Source organism: Bacillus cereus group sp. BfR-BA-01382, from assembly GCF_022663475.1.
Lineage (GTDB): Bacteria > Bacillota > Bacilli > Bacillales > Bacillaceae_G > Bacillus_A > Bacillus_A thuringiensis_S.
The window spans coordinates 1-15,059 of sequence record NZ_JAKUFQ010000061.1 but is presented as its reverse complement, the minus strand read 5'-3'; the positions used below and the strand labels follow the sequence as shown (position 1 = coordinate 15,059).

The following is a 15,059-nucleotide window of genomic DNA, read 5'->3' as shown; positions in this document are numbered from 1 at the left end:
GTATTTAGTTTTCGTGTATGGCATAAGGGATTTCGGTTTGCTATGATGAAAGAGATAATATAGTGAAGGATGGATGCGTGATGTCAGCGATTAATTGGACAGAAGAAGTTGCAAAACGAAAAGATGATTTAATTCGTGATACACAACAATTTTTACAAATTAAAAGTGTATGGGAAGAAGAATCGGCGAAAGAGGGCGCACCATTCGGTGAAGGGGTAGAAAAAGCGCTATCTTTCATGTTACATAAAGGAGAAGCTGAAGGTTTTGCTTCTAAAAATTTAGAAGGATATGCAGGTCATCTTGAAATGGGACAAGGAGAAGAATTAGTAGGTATTCTTTGTCACGTTGATGTTGTACCAGAAGGAGATGGCTGGACGACTCCCGCATATAGTGCGGATATTCGCGATGGAAAGATTTTTGCACGTGGTGCAATTGACGATAAAGGCCCAACGATGGCAGCATATTATGCGATGAAAATTGTGAAAGAATTAGGCTTACCTCTTTCAAAACGTGTTCGTATGATTATAGGAACAGATGAAGAAAGCAATTGGAAATGTGTAGATCACTACTTTAAAAACGAAGAAATGCCAACAATCGGTTTTGCACCAGATGCAGATTTTCCAATTATTAATGCAGAAAAAGGAATTTCTGATATACAAGTTGTGCAAAATGGTAGTGAAGAGAAAAAAGGTACATATGAACTTGTTTCATTTGATTCAGGGCGACGTTTAAATATGGTTCCTGATTTTGCAGAAGCGGTTATTACAGGAGAAGATGTAAATGCACTTACAGTAGCATATGAAGAGTATTTACAAACTGCTAAAAAAATAGGGGAATCGACTATAGAAGGTAATACAGTGACGTTGCAAATAAAAGGAATTTCAGCGCACGGATCTACTCCTGAAAAAGGAGAAAATGCAGGTTTATTATTAGCAAACTTCTTGACTACAGTTTCACTTGATGGAAAAGCAACTGCATTTGCGACATTTGCAACAGAAACATTTACTGGTGATATTTTGGGTGAAAAAGCTACTATTGCTTATAAAGATGAAATTAGCGGTCCGTTAACAGTGAATGTTGGTCGCCTTTCTTATACGAAAGAAAACGGTGGTAACTTAGGGCTAAACGTACGTTACCCAGTTACAACTAACTTTGAAGAAACAATTGCGAAGTTGAAAGAGTATGTTGGTACGCATGGATTTGAAGTAGCTGACTATTCTAATTCACGCCCGCATCACGTTGATAAAGACCACGTATTAATTCGTACGTTACAACGTGTATATGAAGAACAAACAGGTGAAAAAGCAGAACTATTAGCAATTGGCGGAGGTACTTATGCTCGTTCATTAAAAGCTGGTGTGGCATTTGGACCGCTATTCCCTGGAAAGGAAGAACTTGCGCATCAAAAAGATGAGTACATTGAAATTGAAGACTTATTAAAAGCAACAGCAATTTATGCGCAAGCAATTCATGAATTAGCGAAGTAAAGTGAAACTTTAATCGCCGATATATGAATAATGACCGCTCTCTACTTTAGAGGGCGGCTTCTTTTTAATTGAATGAGATAAGAAAGAAAAGCAACAATAGAAAGAAGGAGACGGTGTACATGGATAGGCATTATTTTGTCGCAATTACGTTACCAAATCATATAAAAGAAGTGCTGTCTAACTATAAAGAGGATACGAATGAGAAATTACCATTTCGCTCGTGGGTACATAAGGAAGATTATCATATTACCCTTTCCTTTTTAGGAGGTGCGACAGAAGAACAGTTAAAAGGGATAAAGAATGGATTACAAACACTTATAAAAACAAAAGAACTATCGTTCACGTTACAAGGTTTTTCAACGTTTGGTAGGGAAGATCAGCCCCGTATTCTTTGGGCGAAGGTAAGTGAGAATCATGATTTGTTTCAGTTACAAAAGCAAGTACATGCCATTTGTGAAGAAAATGGTTTTTCTCTAGAAACACGCCCGTATCATCCGCATATTACTGTTGCTCGTAAATGGATAGGAGAAGAAAAGTTTCATTTAGAAAGTATAAAAGAAGTGCCTGAAATATCATTTCAAGCAGATACAATTACTTTATACGAATCCCACGTGAAAGAAACCCCGAAGTATAAATCGATTGCTGAAATAAAATTACAAAAATAGAATGTTGAAAACGTTTTTTATGCAGGTGAATATACTATAGAGAAGAATGGAGTTACTGTATAGAGTCTTGTTGATAAGAAAAGCCTTATCATTTGCAGCTCATTTTATCTCGCCTGATTGGTGAAGGCTAATAATAAGTGAGGATGGGAAAATTTTCTCGCTCATTAAAGTTTCACTTTATTTTAACTTTGAGAATGATGGTGATTTTTTTATGTTGAAAGTAAAACGTCCATTTGATGCCTATTTAGATGAAATGAATAAAATTACAATTTTGCTCCCACATGCGTATGGAACAAGTCGGACATTTCGTTTGCAAGAAGGAAGTAATGTGAAAGATTTACCGATTGCTCATACTATTGCACTTCCAGATGCAACGAAGTATGAGTGCTTTATAGAAGAGCCGCTAGATGTGGGGAAGTATTATACAGTACGAGATGAACGGAATGAAGAAACGGATTTACAAATAGGTGCTGTTATTCGAACAACAATTTTCGATGAAAAGCATTATTACGAAGGTACAGATTTAGGTGCTGTGTATCAAAAAGAAGAAACGACATTTAAAGTATGGGCTCCAACCGCAAGGCTTGCGAAAGTAAGAATTTATAAGAGTGATAAAGAATATACCGATCATGAAATGTACAGAGAAGAAAACGGAGTTTGGATTCAAACATTACAAGGGGATTTAGACGGAGCATGCTATACATTTCTTGTTTGTATTAATTTAATATGGAACGAAGCTGTGGATCCTTATGCAAAGTCGGTGACGGTAAACGGCAAACACGGTGTTGTTATCGATTTAGAAAAAACGAGTGTAACAAGACGAGAGGGATTACCACCATTACAATCAATGACAGATGCCATATTGTATGAACTGCATATTCGTGATGCGACTATACATCAAAATAGTGGAGTGAGTCAAAAGGGAACATATAAAGGATTGATGGAAGAGGGAACAACGGGACGGAACGGGACGTTAACAGGGTTGTCTCATATAAAAGATTTAGGTGTTACACATGTTGAACTATTACCTTTATATTGTTTCGGTGGTGTAGATGAGGCGAATCCTTCGTCCGCCTATAATTGGGGGTATAATCCATTATATTACAATGCACCAACAGGATTTTATGCTACAAATCCCTCTGATCCGTATAACAGGATAGTTGAGTGCAAACAACTAATTGAAACATTTCATGAACAAGGTATTAGGGTGATCATAGACGTTGTATATAATCATGTTTATGAAAGAGAGCTATCATCATTTGAAAAGCTTGTTCCAGGCTATTATTTTCGTCATGGTGAAGATGGTATGCCTTCTAATGGGACGGGAGTCGGAAATGATATAGCGTCTGAACGGAAAATGATGAGGAAATTCATTGTAGAGTCTATTTTATATTGGCTTACTGAATACAATGTCGATGGATTCCGATTCGACTTAATGGGAATTTTAGATGTTGATACAATGAATGTGATAGAAAAAGAAGTACGAAACATAAAACGAGATGCTTTATTATTAGGAGAAGGATGGGATTTACAAACACCACTTCCTGCCAAAGAAAAAGCAACGTTAAATAATGCGAAGAACATGCCGCATATTGCGCAGTTTAATGATCAATTTCGTGATGGGATAAAAGGGAGTACATTTCATATAAACAAGCGTGGTTTTGCATTTGGTGGGTCTGTAGACTGTAATCATTTGCAGTATATTGCAGCAGGAAGTCTTTTAAGTATGAAAGAAACAGGGCTGTTTCTAGAGCCGGCGCAAAGCATTAATTATGTAGAATGTCATGATAATATGACGATGTGGGATAAACTAGTGCGCAGTAATGAAGAATCAGAAGCGATTTTGAAAAAACGTCACCTGCTAGCGAGCGCAATGGTTATTCTTTCACAAGGCATTCCTTTCTTACATGCAGGACAAGAGTTTTATCGTACGAAGAAAGGAAATGAAAATAGTTATAATGCAAATGATGAGATTAATCAATTAGATTGGGATCAAAAAGAGAAAGAGATAGAGACTGTTAACTATATAAAAGGTTTAATTGCGATTCGTAAAGAGCATGGGGCATTCCGATTACAAAACGCAGACCTTATAAAAAAACATATGACTTTTTTACAAACATCTACAGAAGTACTTGCATACCACCTGCAAAATGTAAAATCGTTTGGACCGTGGAAAGAGATTGTCGTTTTATTTAATAGCGGTTTAGAAGCTAAAACGGTGCAACTTCCGAAAGAAGAAACGTGGCATGTGTTAGTAAACGAAAACGAAGCGAAAATAGATCCAATTTCTTCATTTAGAGGAAAGGAACTTAGGCTCGCTCCAATTAGCACGTATATATTGACGATAATGTGACAAATCGCTACTTGACGATGAGAATGTAATAAATGTAGAATTGACAAAGGTGACGATTTTGATAAGTTGTCATTCTATGACAGGTTTTGTAAAATAAAATAGAGGATTTTTGGCCTAGGCTAATTTTTCTTTTCATTTACAGTAAAATATATGAATCCACAACATGTGTAGAAATGTTGCGGTTTTTCTTTTCATAACTATAAAAGATAAGGATTTGTTAACGGGTAATGAATATGGAATGGTTGGAACAATTATTAGGAAAAGAGTGGAGTCTTGTACCGGCTGGTGGAGTAACGGGCGATGCATATATTGCGCAAAACGGACAACAGAAGTTATTTTTAAAGCGGAATACATCGCCCTTTTTAGCGGTATTGTCAGCAGAAGGAATTGTTCCAAAATTACTTTGGACAAGAAGGGTAACGAATGGTGATGTAATTTCTGCTCAAAAATGGCTTCCGGGACAGAAGCTAGAGCCAGAGGATATGAAACTAGAACGTGTTGCGAAACTTTTGAAGAAAATACACTCCTCTAAAGCGCTTGTACAGATGATTCAAAGACTTGGGAAGCAGCCGCTTCACGCACAAGAGTTATTACAACAACTGCAACTCGTTTTAAGAGGAGATATAAGGGATGATGAAACAATTCAGCAAGGCCTTCAATATTTAATGGGTTCATTAAAAGCTATTGAATACAATGAATTTGTTGTATGCCATTGTGATGTAAACCATAACAATTGGATATTGTCGGATGAAGATGAGTTGTTTCTAATTGATTGGGATGGAGCTGTAATTGCTGACCCGGCTCTAGACCTTGGTATGTTATTATATTGGTACATTCCGCGCCAGGAGTGGAGTGAGTGGCTCGGTTTTTATGATATTGAAATGGATGAATCGCTGCTTAGGCGTATGAGATGGTATGTGATAGCACAAACGATTTTGTCTATTCAATGGCATACAACAAAAAAACAGCAAGCAGAAGCTGAATATTGGCATCAATATTTACAGCAACTACTTGCTTCAGAATAATACTTAAGAAAAATTGTCCATTCCAGCAATCCACTGAGTAAGTTGTTCTTGATTATTGGAAATATGGTTGTCCAAATTAGAGGAAGATTTACCCGATTGACTATAAGAATATACATCGTTTAGCATTGTTTTAGCGTCACTACTTATATTATCGTTTGCGAGTAACGATTGAATGAGGCGCTCTAATTGCTCGCATTCTGAAACTGTCCCGCAGCAATCACTTTGGTGGTTGACTAAAATATCTTTCAGCACTTCTAATTGATGTTGTTGATTAATTGGCATGAACGGATCATCCTTTCGATTGTTTTTCTCTTCAAATGTAAGAGAAAAAGCTGTTTCGTCATGGAATGTTTAATGCTGTATGTAGTTTTTATCAAAATGGTACATCTTATACTTGAAAGAAACGGACCGAGTGCTCGTACGTACTTGGTTTTTTGTTTGGTAGATTGATTAAAAAAAGAAAGAAGGAATTATTCCTTTAAAATAGTTTTGTAAAGAGAGGGAGACATCTATGCGTTTAAGACATAAACCATATGCAATGGATCGAATTAACGAGTATTCACATATCGTAATCGGAAACCCAGAGGAGCGCGCTGGTAACTGGAAAGAAGTATTTGGAAATGAACAACCAATTCATATTGAAGTAGGTACAGGTCGTGGCCGCTTTATGTATGATATGGCAAAAGCGAATCCACATATTAATTATATTGGAATTGAAAAATTCACAAGTGTTGTTGTAGATGCACTTGATAAATTAATTGAAGAAGAAGTGCCGAACTTAAAGTTAATTAATAAAGATGCTGAAGATTTAACAGTTTTCTTTGCAAAAGGTGAGATTGATCGCGTTTATTTAAACTTCTCAGATCCATGGCCAAAGAAGCGTCATACGAAGCGTCGTTTAACGTATAAAACGTTTTTACGTAATTATGAAGAAGTGTTAGTAGAAGGGGGAGAAATTCATTTTAAAACAGATAACCAAGGTTTATTTGAATATTCTCTTATGAGTATGGCTGAGTATGGTATGTTACTAACGTACTTAAGCTTAGATCTTCATAACAGCGACTTTGAAGGTAACATCATGACTGAATACGAAGAGAAATTCTCTAGTAAGGGTCATCGTATTTACCGAGTTGAAGCAAAATATCGTACAGAGCCTATGCAGTAATGCATAGGTTTTTTTATGCCTAAAATAATCAGAATTTTATGTTAAGATTAATTAAAAGGGGGATGTGTAATGGAACAGTTACAAATTGGAGATATAAAAGTAACGTGGTTAAAAGGCGGGAATACACATTTAGATGGAGGGGCAATGTTTGGTGTTGTGCCGAAAGTACTTTGGTCACGTAAATATACACATAATGACACAAATCATATTTACTTACGAACAGATCCGTTACTATTACAAACGAAAGATGGAAATATGCTCATTGATTCAGGAATAGGAAACGGTAAGTTGAATGAGAAGATGAAACGAAATCAAGGTGTAACAGAAGAATCATCGGTTTATGAATCGTTAGAAAAACAGGGATTAAAGCCTGAAGATATTCAATATGTTTTAATGACACACCTTCATTTTGATCATGCATCTGGTCTAACAAAATGGGAAGATGATCACCTTGTACCGGCATTTCCAAATGCGAAAGTTTACGTAAGTGAAACAGAGTGGAATGAAATGAGGAATCCAAACATTAGATCACGTAATACATATTGGAAGGAAAATTGGGAGCCAATTGTAGATCAAGTTGTTACGTTCCAGCAAGAAATAGAAATTACAGATGAAATCAAGATGACGCATACCGGTGGTCATAGCGATGGACATGCAGTTATCGCTTTGGAGAGTCAAGGAGAAACGATGCTACATTTAGCAGACCTATTGCCGACACACGCGCATCAAAATGTATTATGGGTAATGGCATACGATGATTATCCGATGACTTCGATTGAAAATAAGCAAAAGTGGATGAAGTATGGTGCTGAAAAAGAGGCGTGGTTTACGTTTTATCATGACGCATATTATCGTGCTGTGAAGTGGAATGAGGAAGGACATATTGTAGAAAAAATAGAACGGAAAACGAGTATAGAAGCTTAAAAAGAGGAGATTGTTCCATCATATTTGTTGGAGCAGCTTCTTTTTTATTATCGGATTTTGTCGGTAAGTCGATATATTCGGAAAATCGCTGATATAATTTTAATCAATACCCACAATTTCAAAAAAATAAGAGGTTCACCTAATGGGAACCCTCCTTTTTATGCTGCTATAACTTCTAAAACAGTACCTGTTTTAGCATCAACTAAAAATTCAAATCGTTCTTGTATATCATCTAACATTGTTGTAAGACCGCCGCGATAAACTTCATATGCGACATCATATTTTTCAAATGTCTCTGGAACCATATGTACCCAAGAGCCAGTAATTTCACCTTTATGACTTAATGCTTGTTTCACCATTTTCAATGCTTTTTCTGAAGAAATATGGGATTGTTCTTGTACTTTGTTTGCAACGAGATAACCAGCTGCGAACCCAACGCCAAGACCTGCTACTAAACCTTTCCAACTCATATATTCACCTCAATTCTATAAAATAAAAATAGTGTACCAATAATAATTATAAAGCAAATACAGTTAAAAAAGAAGAAACTAGAAACATTTCGAAAATTTCGTTACAATAAAAGAGGTATTCTACTAAGGTTTGAAAGAAGGGGACTTCGTGAATAAAGAGACATTACAATTATTTCGTACGTTAACAGAATTACAGGGGGCATCAGGTTTTGAACATGATGTACGCCGTTTTATGAAACAAGAATTAAGCAAATATGCGGATGAAATTGTACAAGACGGTTTAGGTAGCGTATTTGGTCTGAAAAAAGGGGACGAAACTGGCCCGCGTGTTCTTGTAGCAGGTCATATGGATGAAGTAGGTTTCATGGTTACACAAATTACGAAAAATGGAATGCTTCGTTTTCAAACGTTAGGCGGCTGGTGGAGCCAAGTTTTATTAGCACAGCGTGTACAAGTTATGACGAAGAATGGTCCTGTTATTGGGGTTGTTGGTTCTATTCCTCCTCATTTATTAAGTGACGCGCAACGTGCAAAACCGATGGATATAAAAAATATGTTAATTGATATAGGTGCAGATAGTTATGAAGATGCGATTGAAATTGGTGTAAAACCAGGACAACAAATCGTGCCGATTTGCCCATTCACACCGATGGCAAATGAGAAGAAAATTATGGCGAAAGCTTGGGACAACCGTTACGGATGTGGTCTTGCAATCGAATTGTTAAAAGAATTAAAAGATGAAACATTACCAAATACATTATATTCTGGTGCTACTGTACAAGAAGAAGTAGGCCTTCGCGGAGCGCAAACAGCTGCAAATATGATTCAACCAGACATTTTTTATGCGCTTGATGCAAGTCCAGCAAACGATGCATCTGGTGACAAAACGCAGTTCGGTCAATTAGGAAAAGGTGCTCTTCTTCGTATTTACGATCGCACGATGGTAACACATAGAGGAATGCGCGAATTCATTTTAGATACAGCAGAAACAAACAACATTCCGTACCAATACTTTATTTCACAAGGTGGTACAGATGCGGGCCGTGTACATACAAGTAACTCTGGTATCCCATCAGCAGTAATTGGTGTTTGTGCACGCTACATTCATACACATGCTTCAATTTTACATGTTGATGATTATGCAGCGGCGAAAGAATTAATTACGAAGCTTGTAAGAACAACAGATAAAACGACGTTAGAGACAATTAAGAATAACGCGTAGAGAAGAAGGGCGAAAAACCCTTCTTTTTTTAGGTTGAATAGATGACCCAGCGATGATTGGGAGCGGTCAGTGCTTAATTGGTGTTCGAATGATGTATGAAGACTCCAAGTAGGAAGTGAGAGGAAGGCTGTTTTTGTTTTCGAAGACGGTAATGTTGCTAGAAAAAACCTTCTTTTTTAGGCTGAATAGATGACTTGGTGATATGTGGTAGTGGTTGATACTTAATTCGTATCTGATGCGGATATTAGAATAGAATGATGAATTTTTATAGAGGTGAACGAAATGAAAGTAGTAGTTGGATCGAAGAATAAAACGAAAGTTGGTGCTGTGGAGAAGGTTTGGAAAGATGCTACAATTACATCTCTTTCTGTTCCTTCAGGAGTAGCAAACCAGCCGTTTTCAGATGAAGAGACGATGCAAGGAGCGATTAATAGAGCGAAGCGAGCGCTAGAGGAAGGAGAAGCTCCAATTGGTATTGGGCTAGAAGGCGGTGTGATGAAAACGGAGCACGGTTTATTTATGTGTAACTGGGGCGCGCTAGCAACAAGTGATGGGAAAGTATTCGTGGCTGGAGGAGCGCGTATTACGTTACCAGACGATTTTTTAGCACCTCTTGAAGATGGCAAGGAGTTAAGTGAAGTGATGGAAGAGTTTGTACATAGAAAAGATATTCGTAGTCACGAAGGAGCGATTGGTATTTTTACAGATGATTATGTTGATCGCACGGAATTATTTGTACACGTTGTTAAGTTACTTGTTGGGCAATATAAGTATGACAAAAAGCAAGCATAAACCTTGCACCATGCGCGATGTATGGTAGTATAAAAGAAAGATTATAACATGAAAAATGCACTCGTTAGAGGAGGAAATATAGATGAAGTCATTAGAAAGCATGGAGCAATTCCAACAATTAAAAAATGAAGAGAATGTAGTCTTTATGTTCTCAGCAGAATGGTGCCCAGACTGCCGTTTTGTAGACCCATTTATGCCAGAAGTAGAAGAGAAATATAGTGATTTCTCATTTTACTATGTAGATCGTGATGAGTTTATTGATCTATGTGTAAAATTAGACGTATTTGGCATTCCGAGCTTTGTAGCGTACAATAAAGGTGAAGAAACTGGTCGCTATGTAAACAAAGATCGTAAAACACAAGAACAAATCGAAGAGTTCATTGAAGGTTTAAAATAAGGCAATTTGCCAATTGAATTGTAAAACAACCTCTACCTTCGCGGGGGAGGTTATTTTTTTGGAAGGGAGGAAAAAGAGATGAAGATGACAAGTAAAAAGATGAAAGACGAGTTAATGAAGAAATTATCTCGTCCAGAGTGGGACTTTCAGTATGATAGCGAGAAAGAGGTTCTACGTATAGAACAGAAAGACTCGAAAAAAGGTATTAACGTATCACTTCCAGGAGTTGTAGCAAAATGGGAAGTGAACAAAGAAAAGGCAATTGAAGAAGTTGCTTATTACGTACAAGAAGCGCTAATTGCGATGCATAAAGAAGAAAATAGCGGAGCAAAAATTTTACCTGTTATTCGTTCTACTTCTTTCCCGAAACAAGCAGAAGAAGGAAATCCGTTTATTATGACGGATCATACGGCGGAAACACGTATTTACTATGCGTTAGATTCGAATAAAACGTATCGACTAATTGATGAACGTCTGTTACAAAAATTAGAACTTACAGAACAGCAAGTGCGTGAAATGGCATTATTCAACGCACGCTCATTAGGTTATGAATTTAAACAAGACACAGTAGCGGGTAATACATTCTACTTTTTAAACACAAATGATGGGTATGACGCGACTCGTATTTTAAACGAATCGTTACTACAATCGATGCGTGAAAAGATTTCTGGTGACATGGTTGTTGCTGTTCCTCACCAAGATGTATTAATTATTGCTGATATCGTCAACGAAATCGGTTATGATATTATTGCACAAATGACAATGAAATTTTTTGCCGAAGGGCATGTTCCGATTACATCACTTTCATTCGTATATGAAGATGGAGAATTTGAACCAATCTTTATTTTAGCGAAAAATCGGAAGAAGACAGATGGAAAAGAGAAAGGATGAACGAAGTGAACGTTTTTTACAACCTTGAAGGAATTGGTGACACTTTAATTGTTGCCTTACAAGATATTACTTTAGAGAACCGTACTTTTGATCGCAAAGGAGATGTTGCACGCGTTTATGATCGTGAAAGCAACGTAACGGGAGGATTCAACATCTTTAATGCATCTTCTTACTTAGAAGTAAAAGAAACAGGAAACCTTACATTAACGAAAGAGCTTGTAGAGAAAATCAACGAAGTTTTAGCGAAGAATGGCTTTGAAGAAACAGTAGAAGCAGATCTTTCTCCGAAATTTGTTGTAGGCTATGTAGCTGAAAAAGAGAAACATCCAAATGCTGATAAGCTAAACATCTGTAAAGTAGAAATCGGTACAGAAACATTACAAATCGTATGTGGTGCACCAAACGTTGATGCAGGACAAAAAGTTGTCGTTGCGAAAATCGGCGCTGTAATGCCAAGCGGTATGTTAATTAAACCGGCTGAACTTCGCGGTGTTCCTTCTTCTGGAATGATCTGCTCTGCACGTGAATTAGAGCTTCCAGACGCTCCACAAGAAAAAGGTATTCTTGTATTAGAAGATAGCTTTGAAGTTGGACAAGAGTTTAAATTTTAATTGATATAAGAAAAGAGAGGTTGTCCTTTTGGGCAGCCTCTCTTTTTTGTCATTTTTGTTGGTAAGTCGAAATTTCGTGTTGAATCGTTAATATATTGAGAGTTGTGATAGATATACTCAAAAAATCGTAAATATGATAAAGGTGTCACCTTTTGTCTTAAAATCTATATTGTATTTTATAAACAAACTAGTTAAAATTTAGAAAAACAGAAGGGGATAGGCGTATGAAACAACAACCAAAAATCGCAGAACTTCTAAAACGAATTGAAACTTCAAAACAGCAAGATGTTGAGCTAGGTACTTATGAAATATATGTGTTTAGTGAAAGTGAATTAGAAAAAGGACAAATCGGTTACCGATATGATAAACATAAAAATTCATTAATAAGTGAAGAAAACGGAAAGTGGCAAGAAGGATGGATTGCAATTGGATATGAAACGGATATGGGCGATCCAGTTTTCGTAAATATAGATGATGACGCTTATCCAGTTTATACTGCAGAACGTGGTACAGAAACATGGCAGCCAGTTTATATTGGAAATATGGATGAGATTATAGGGCAATTATAAGAAAAACTTTGAATCCGGTGCAAAGTGATGGGAGAGAAGTATGAAGTATGAAGTATATAAAAATAATGAGCATGATTGTATTCATTGGAATATATATGGCCGGTTGTTCACAAGAGCAGCCGAAAAAAGAAACTACATCTTCTATACAAGAGAAAAACAAAGATACCAAAGAAGACGCACCGGTAGAAAAGCAGCAAGAACAAGAAAAGAACGAAGAATCGCAAGTAATTCAAACGAATGAGCAAGTAGAACATAGGCAAGAGGAAGTATCAGCCGAGGAAAAGAAAGAAGAAACTACAACGGTGCCGCCAACTGAGCAACCAGTGCAAAATAATGAACAAAAAGTAGAGAGTAATGAAAAACAAGAGAAGTTTCTCGTCGTTATTGATCCAGGGCATCAACAAAAAGCGAATTTAAATTTAGAGCCGATTGGGCCAGGGGCAACAACACAAAAATATAAAGTCACAGATGGTACAACTGGTGTTGTGACGAAAAAAAGAGAGGCCGTACTTGTATTAGAAATGGCTTTCGTATTAAAAGAAAAGTTAGAAGCGAAGGGAATGCAAGTATTAATGACGAGAACGTCACAAGACGTTGATATAAGTAATAAAGAACGGGCGACATTCGCAAACAATCATAAGGCAAATTTATTTTTACGTCTTCATGCAGATGGTTCTGAAAATCCAAACCAAAGTGGATTTGCTGTATTGACGCCAGCAGAAGACAGTCCGCATACGAAAGAGATTTATGCGGAAAGCCTTCAAATCTCTCAAATGATTGTAAATAAAATGAGGGAGAACCAGCAAGTGAAAGTAAATGGAATTAAATTCAGGGATGATCTTTCTGGATTTAATTGGTCCAAAGTACCTGGTGTACTATTAGAACTTGGGTTTATGTCAAATCTTGAAGAAGATAAAAAATTATCTGACCCGCAGTATGTAAATTCTTTATTGCAAAGTGTAACGGATAGTATAGATGCATATCGGAAGCGTAAAGCTTAAGCGCAGTCTTACATGAAAGGCTGCGTTTTTCCATATGAAACACTCGTAAATTAGAATATTGTGGATAAATATGACATGCTTAATTTTACCTGCACTTTTTGCCGAATGCTGATACAATAAAGGATGTTACTATTTAGTAGAAAGAGTGGTAAGCATGTTAGATTGGATGAAAAAGTTGTTTAACAAAGAGGAAGAACAAACAGCGTTGAATAAAGAAGTACAAAAGCAAATTGAAAGTCAGCCGAAAATTCCTCGTGTAAACCACTACACTGAAGCAAGAGAAGCACAAATGGCAAGTAGGAATGCAGGTAAATGCCGTTTTCCTTTAGTACCGGATAATGGGTTCGATGAAGAGGATGAAAGAGAAGTAGATCACTTCGAAGAACAACCTGTTCAAGGAGTAACATATGAAGAACCGACTGCTCAAAGAGGAATACAGGTGGAAAGAAGCAGACGACCGTATGTGGAAAAGGTAGTTTCTACATATGAAGAACCGGAAGTACAATATGAACCGGTGCGAGAGGCTGTCGTTAAAAAGGCATCTGCACCTTCGCAAGAGAGTAACCGTAGACCATTTCGTCCAACAGAAATGATTTCGCCAATTTATGGATATAATCGTCCTTCAGTAGAGAAAAAGGTTGAAAAGCAGGAGGAAGTAAAAGAAAGAGAAGATCTTGAAATATCTGTAGAGGGCAAAGCAGTTGTTGATGCATGGTTAGAGAAAAAAGGATATACATTATCAGATTTCTCAGAAGGGCAAGCAACGTCTTCTTCGCCTAGTCATGAATCGGTTGGTCAACAGGATAAAAAGCAAGAAAAATCAGTTGTTGATCAATGGCTAGAGAAAAACGGTTATGAAATCGAACGCCAAGAGCCTTTAGTAGAAGAAAAAGAAGTGATTCAAGGAATGAGTACACCGCAGGAAGTTTCAGCGGATGAATTACTTCATAAAACAGTAGCTGAGCAGATGGAAAGTGCTAAGCTAGAAAAAGATGTAGTGGTGTTAAACGAAAACAATCTACAAGAAGAATTAGTGGCTTCTAAAGTAGAGCACGAGGATACAATATTATCAGAAGAAATTAAACGTAATACAGAAATAAAACAACCTACTATTGAAGTGGAAAAGCAAGCTCCAGAAGAATCAGTGATTGTCAAAGCAGAAGAAAAACTTGCAGAAACAATCATTGTGGAAATACCAGAAGAGCCAGAAGAAGTGGAAGTAATTACAGAAACAGAAGAGCCAGAAGAAGTGGAAGTAATTACAGAAACAGAAGAGCCAGAAGAAGTGGAAGTAATTGCAGAAGCAGAAGAGTCAGAAGAAGTAGAAGTAATTACAGAAACAGAAGAGCTAGAAGAAGTAGAAGTGATTGCAGAATCAGAAGAAGTGGAAGTAATTGCAGAAGCAGAAGAGTCAGAAGAAGTAGAAGTAATTACAGAAACAGAAGAGCTAAAAGAAGTAGAAGTGATTGCAGAATCAGAAGAAGTGG

General features: G+C 36.9%; 15 protein-coding genes and 1 pseudogene. 14 read left to right on the top strand and 2 right to left on the bottom strand.

All coding sequences use genetic code 11. From position 1 onward, the window contains the following. The first annotated feature begins 80 nt into the window (after positions 1-80). The 4 genes from pepV (at position 81) to MR160_RS21295 (ending at position 5,530) form a co-directional block, all read left to right on the top strand. Positions 81-1,487 carry a dipeptidase PepV gene (gene pepV / locus MR160_RS21310; RefSeq protein ID WP_001274235.1) on the top strand — a complete coding sequence of 469 codons (1,407 nt, stop codon included), beginning with the start codon at positions 81-83 and terminating at the stop codon, positions 1,485-1,487. Positions 1,488-1,606: 119 nt separating this feature from the next. Then, positions 1,607-2,152 (top strand): RNA 2',3'-cyclic phosphodiesterase, encoded by a 546-nt coding sequence (gene thpR / locus MR160_RS21305; RefSeq protein WP_000373845.1) that lies wholly within the window; start codon positions 1,607-1,609, stop codon positions 2,150-2,152. A 211-nt stretch (positions 2,153-2,363) separates the two neighbouring features. Beyond that, positions 2,364-4,505: a type I pullulanase gene (gene pulA, locus MR160_RS21300; RefSeq protein WP_000921756.1), complete on the top strand. Its 2,142-nt coding sequence runs from the start codon at positions 2,364-2,366 to the stop codon at positions 4,503-4,505. 227 nt (positions 4,506-4,732) lie between these two features. Beyond that, positions 4,733-5,530, top strand: coding sequence for a phosphotransferase family protein (locus tag MR160_RS21295; RefSeq protein WP_002081999.1), 798 nt, complete (start codon positions 4,733-4,735; stop codon positions 5,528-5,530). 3 nt (positions 5,531-5,533) lie between these two features. Here MR160_RS21295 and MR160_RS21290 read toward each other — a convergent pair whose 3' ends face one another. Further along, positions 5,534-5,812 (bottom strand): YtzH-like family protein, encoded by a 279-nt coding sequence (locus tag MR160_RS21290; protein ID WP_001122235.1) that lies wholly within the window; start codon positions 5,810-5,812, stop codon positions 5,534-5,536. 229 nt (positions 5,813-6,041) lie between these two features. Between MR160_RS21290 and trmB the strand changes: the two genes are divergently transcribed. Both trmB and MR160_RS21280 read left to right on the top strand, forming a co-directional pair. Further along, positions 6,042-6,695: a tRNA (guanosine(46)-N7)-methyltransferase TrmB gene (trmB, locus tag MR160_RS21285; protein WP_001239383.1), complete on the top strand. Its 654-nt coding sequence runs from the start codon at positions 6,042-6,044 to the stop codon at positions 6,693-6,695. A 69-nt stretch (positions 6,696-6,764) separates the two neighbouring features. After that, the gene (locus MR160_RS21280; protein WP_000436876.1) at positions 6,765-7,619 is read left to right on the top strand and encodes a YtnP family quorum-quenching lactonase; all 855 of its coding nucleotides are present in this window, start codon (positions 6,765-6,767) and stop codon (positions 7,617-7,619) included. A 158-nt stretch (positions 7,620-7,777) separates the two neighbouring features. Here the strand turns inward: MR160_RS21280 and MR160_RS21275 are convergent, their stop codons facing one another. Continuing rightward, positions 7,778-8,089, bottom strand: coding sequence for a PepSY domain-containing protein (locus tag MR160_RS21275; RefSeq protein ID WP_000118541.1), 312 nt, complete (start codon positions 8,087-8,089; stop codon positions 7,778-7,780). A gap of 148 nt (positions 8,090-8,237) precedes the next feature. On the opposite strand from MR160_RS21275, the gene MR160_RS21270 reads away from it, so the two are divergent. From MR160_RS21270 to MR160_RS21235, 8 genes and pseudogenes are all read left to right on the top strand, one after another. Further along, positions 8,238-9,311 carry a M42 family metallopeptidase gene (locus MR160_RS21270; protein WP_001031517.1) on the top strand — a complete coding sequence of 358 codons (1,074 nt, stop codon included), beginning with the start codon at positions 8,238-8,240 and terminating at the stop codon, positions 9,309-9,311. Between the two features lie 282 nt (positions 9,312-9,593). Next, positions 9,594-10,103 carry a DUF84 family protein gene (locus MR160_RS21265; protein WP_000869954.1) on the top strand — a complete coding sequence of 170 codons (510 nt, stop codon included), beginning with the start codon at positions 9,594-9,596 and terminating at the stop codon, positions 10,101-10,103. Positions 10,104-10,185: 82 nt separating this feature from the next. Further along, positions 10,186-10,500, top strand: coding sequence for a thioredoxin family protein (locus MR160_RS21260; RefSeq protein ID WP_000838193.1), 315 nt, complete (start codon positions 10,186-10,188; stop codon positions 10,498-10,500). Between the two features lie 78 nt (positions 10,501-10,578). Continuing rightward, positions 10,579-11,391 (top strand): DUF1444 domain-containing protein, encoded by an 813-nt coding sequence (locus tag MR160_RS21255; RefSeq protein ID WP_000784606.1) that lies wholly within the window; start codon positions 10,579-10,581, stop codon positions 11,389-11,391. After that, entirely contained in the window at positions 11,388-12,002 is a 615-nt protein-coding gene (gene ytpR / locus MR160_RS21250; protein ID WP_001006776.1) for a YtpR family tRNA-binding protein, read from the top strand. Before MR160_RS21255 ends, ytpR begins: the two co-directional genes overlap by 4 nt. A 224-nt stretch (positions 12,003-12,226) precedes the next feature. Then, on the top strand, positions 12,227-12,571 hold the full coding sequence (locus MR160_RS21245; RefSeq protein ID WP_000813350.1) for a hypothetical protein: 345 nt from the start codon (positions 12,227-12,229) through the stop codon (positions 12,569-12,571). A 47-nt stretch (positions 12,572-12,618) separates the two neighbouring features. Next, the gene (locus MR160_RS21240; RefSeq protein WP_044783339.1) at positions 12,619-13,572 is read left to right on the top strand and encodes an N-acetylmuramoyl-L-alanine amidase; all 954 of its coding nucleotides are present in this window, start codon (positions 12,619-12,621) and stop codon (positions 13,570-13,572) included. Between the two features lie 154 nt (positions 13,573-13,726). Continuing rightward, positions 13,727-15,059, top strand: a pseudogene (locus MR160_RS21235) (DNA translocase FtsK); the annotation flags it as partial.

Coding starts and splice junctions, on each gene's coding strand:
- pulA (WP_000921756.1), top strand. CDS start 2,364: ATGTTGAAAGTAAAACGTCCATTTGATGCCTATTTAGATGAAATGAAT.
- MR160_RS21275 (WP_000118541.1), bottom strand. CDS start 8,089: ATGAGTTGGAAAGGTTTAGTAGCAGGTCTTGGCGTTGGGTTCGCAGCT.
- ytpR (WP_001006776.1), top strand. CDS start 11,388: ATGAACGAAGTGAACGTTTTTTACAACCTTGAAGGAATTGGTGACACT.
- MR160_RS21255 (WP_000784606.1), top strand. CDS start 10,579: ATGAAGATGACAAGTAAAAAGATGAAAGACGAGTTAATGAAGAAATTA.
- MR160_RS21260 (WP_000838193.1), top strand. CDS start 10,186: ATGAAGTCATTAGAAAGCATGGAGCAATTCCAACAATTAAAAAATGAA.
- MR160_RS21295 (WP_002081999.1), top strand. CDS start 4,733: ATGAATATGGAATGGTTGGAACAATTATTAGGAAAAGAGTGGAGTCTT.
- MR160_RS21290 (WP_001122235.1), bottom strand. CDS start 5,812: ATGCCAATTAATCAACAACATCAATTAGAAGTGCTGAAAGATATTTTA.
- MR160_RS21280 (WP_000436876.1), top strand. CDS start 6,765: ATGGAACAGTTACAAATTGGAGATATAAAAGTAACGTGGTTAAAAGGC.
- MR160_RS21245 (WP_000813350.1), top strand. CDS start 12,227: ATGAAACAACAACCAAAAATCGCAGAACTTCTAAAACGAATTGAAACT.
- pepV (WP_001274235.1), top strand. CDS start 81: ATGTCAGCGATTAATTGGACAGAAGAAGTTGCAAAACGAAAAGATGAT.
- trmB (WP_001239383.1), top strand. CDS start 6,042: ATGCGTTTAAGACATAAACCATATGCAATGGATCGAATTAACGAGTAT.
- MR160_RS21240 (WP_044783339.1), top strand. CDS start 12,619: ATGAAGTATATAAAAATAATGAGCATGATTGTATTCATTGGAATATAT.
- thpR (WP_000373845.1), top strand. CDS start 1,607: ATGGATAGGCATTATTTTGTCGCAATTACGTTACCAAATCATATAAAA.
- MR160_RS21265 (WP_000869954.1), top strand. CDS start 9,594: ATGAAAGTAGTAGTTGGATCGAAGAATAAAACGAAAGTTGGTGCTGTG.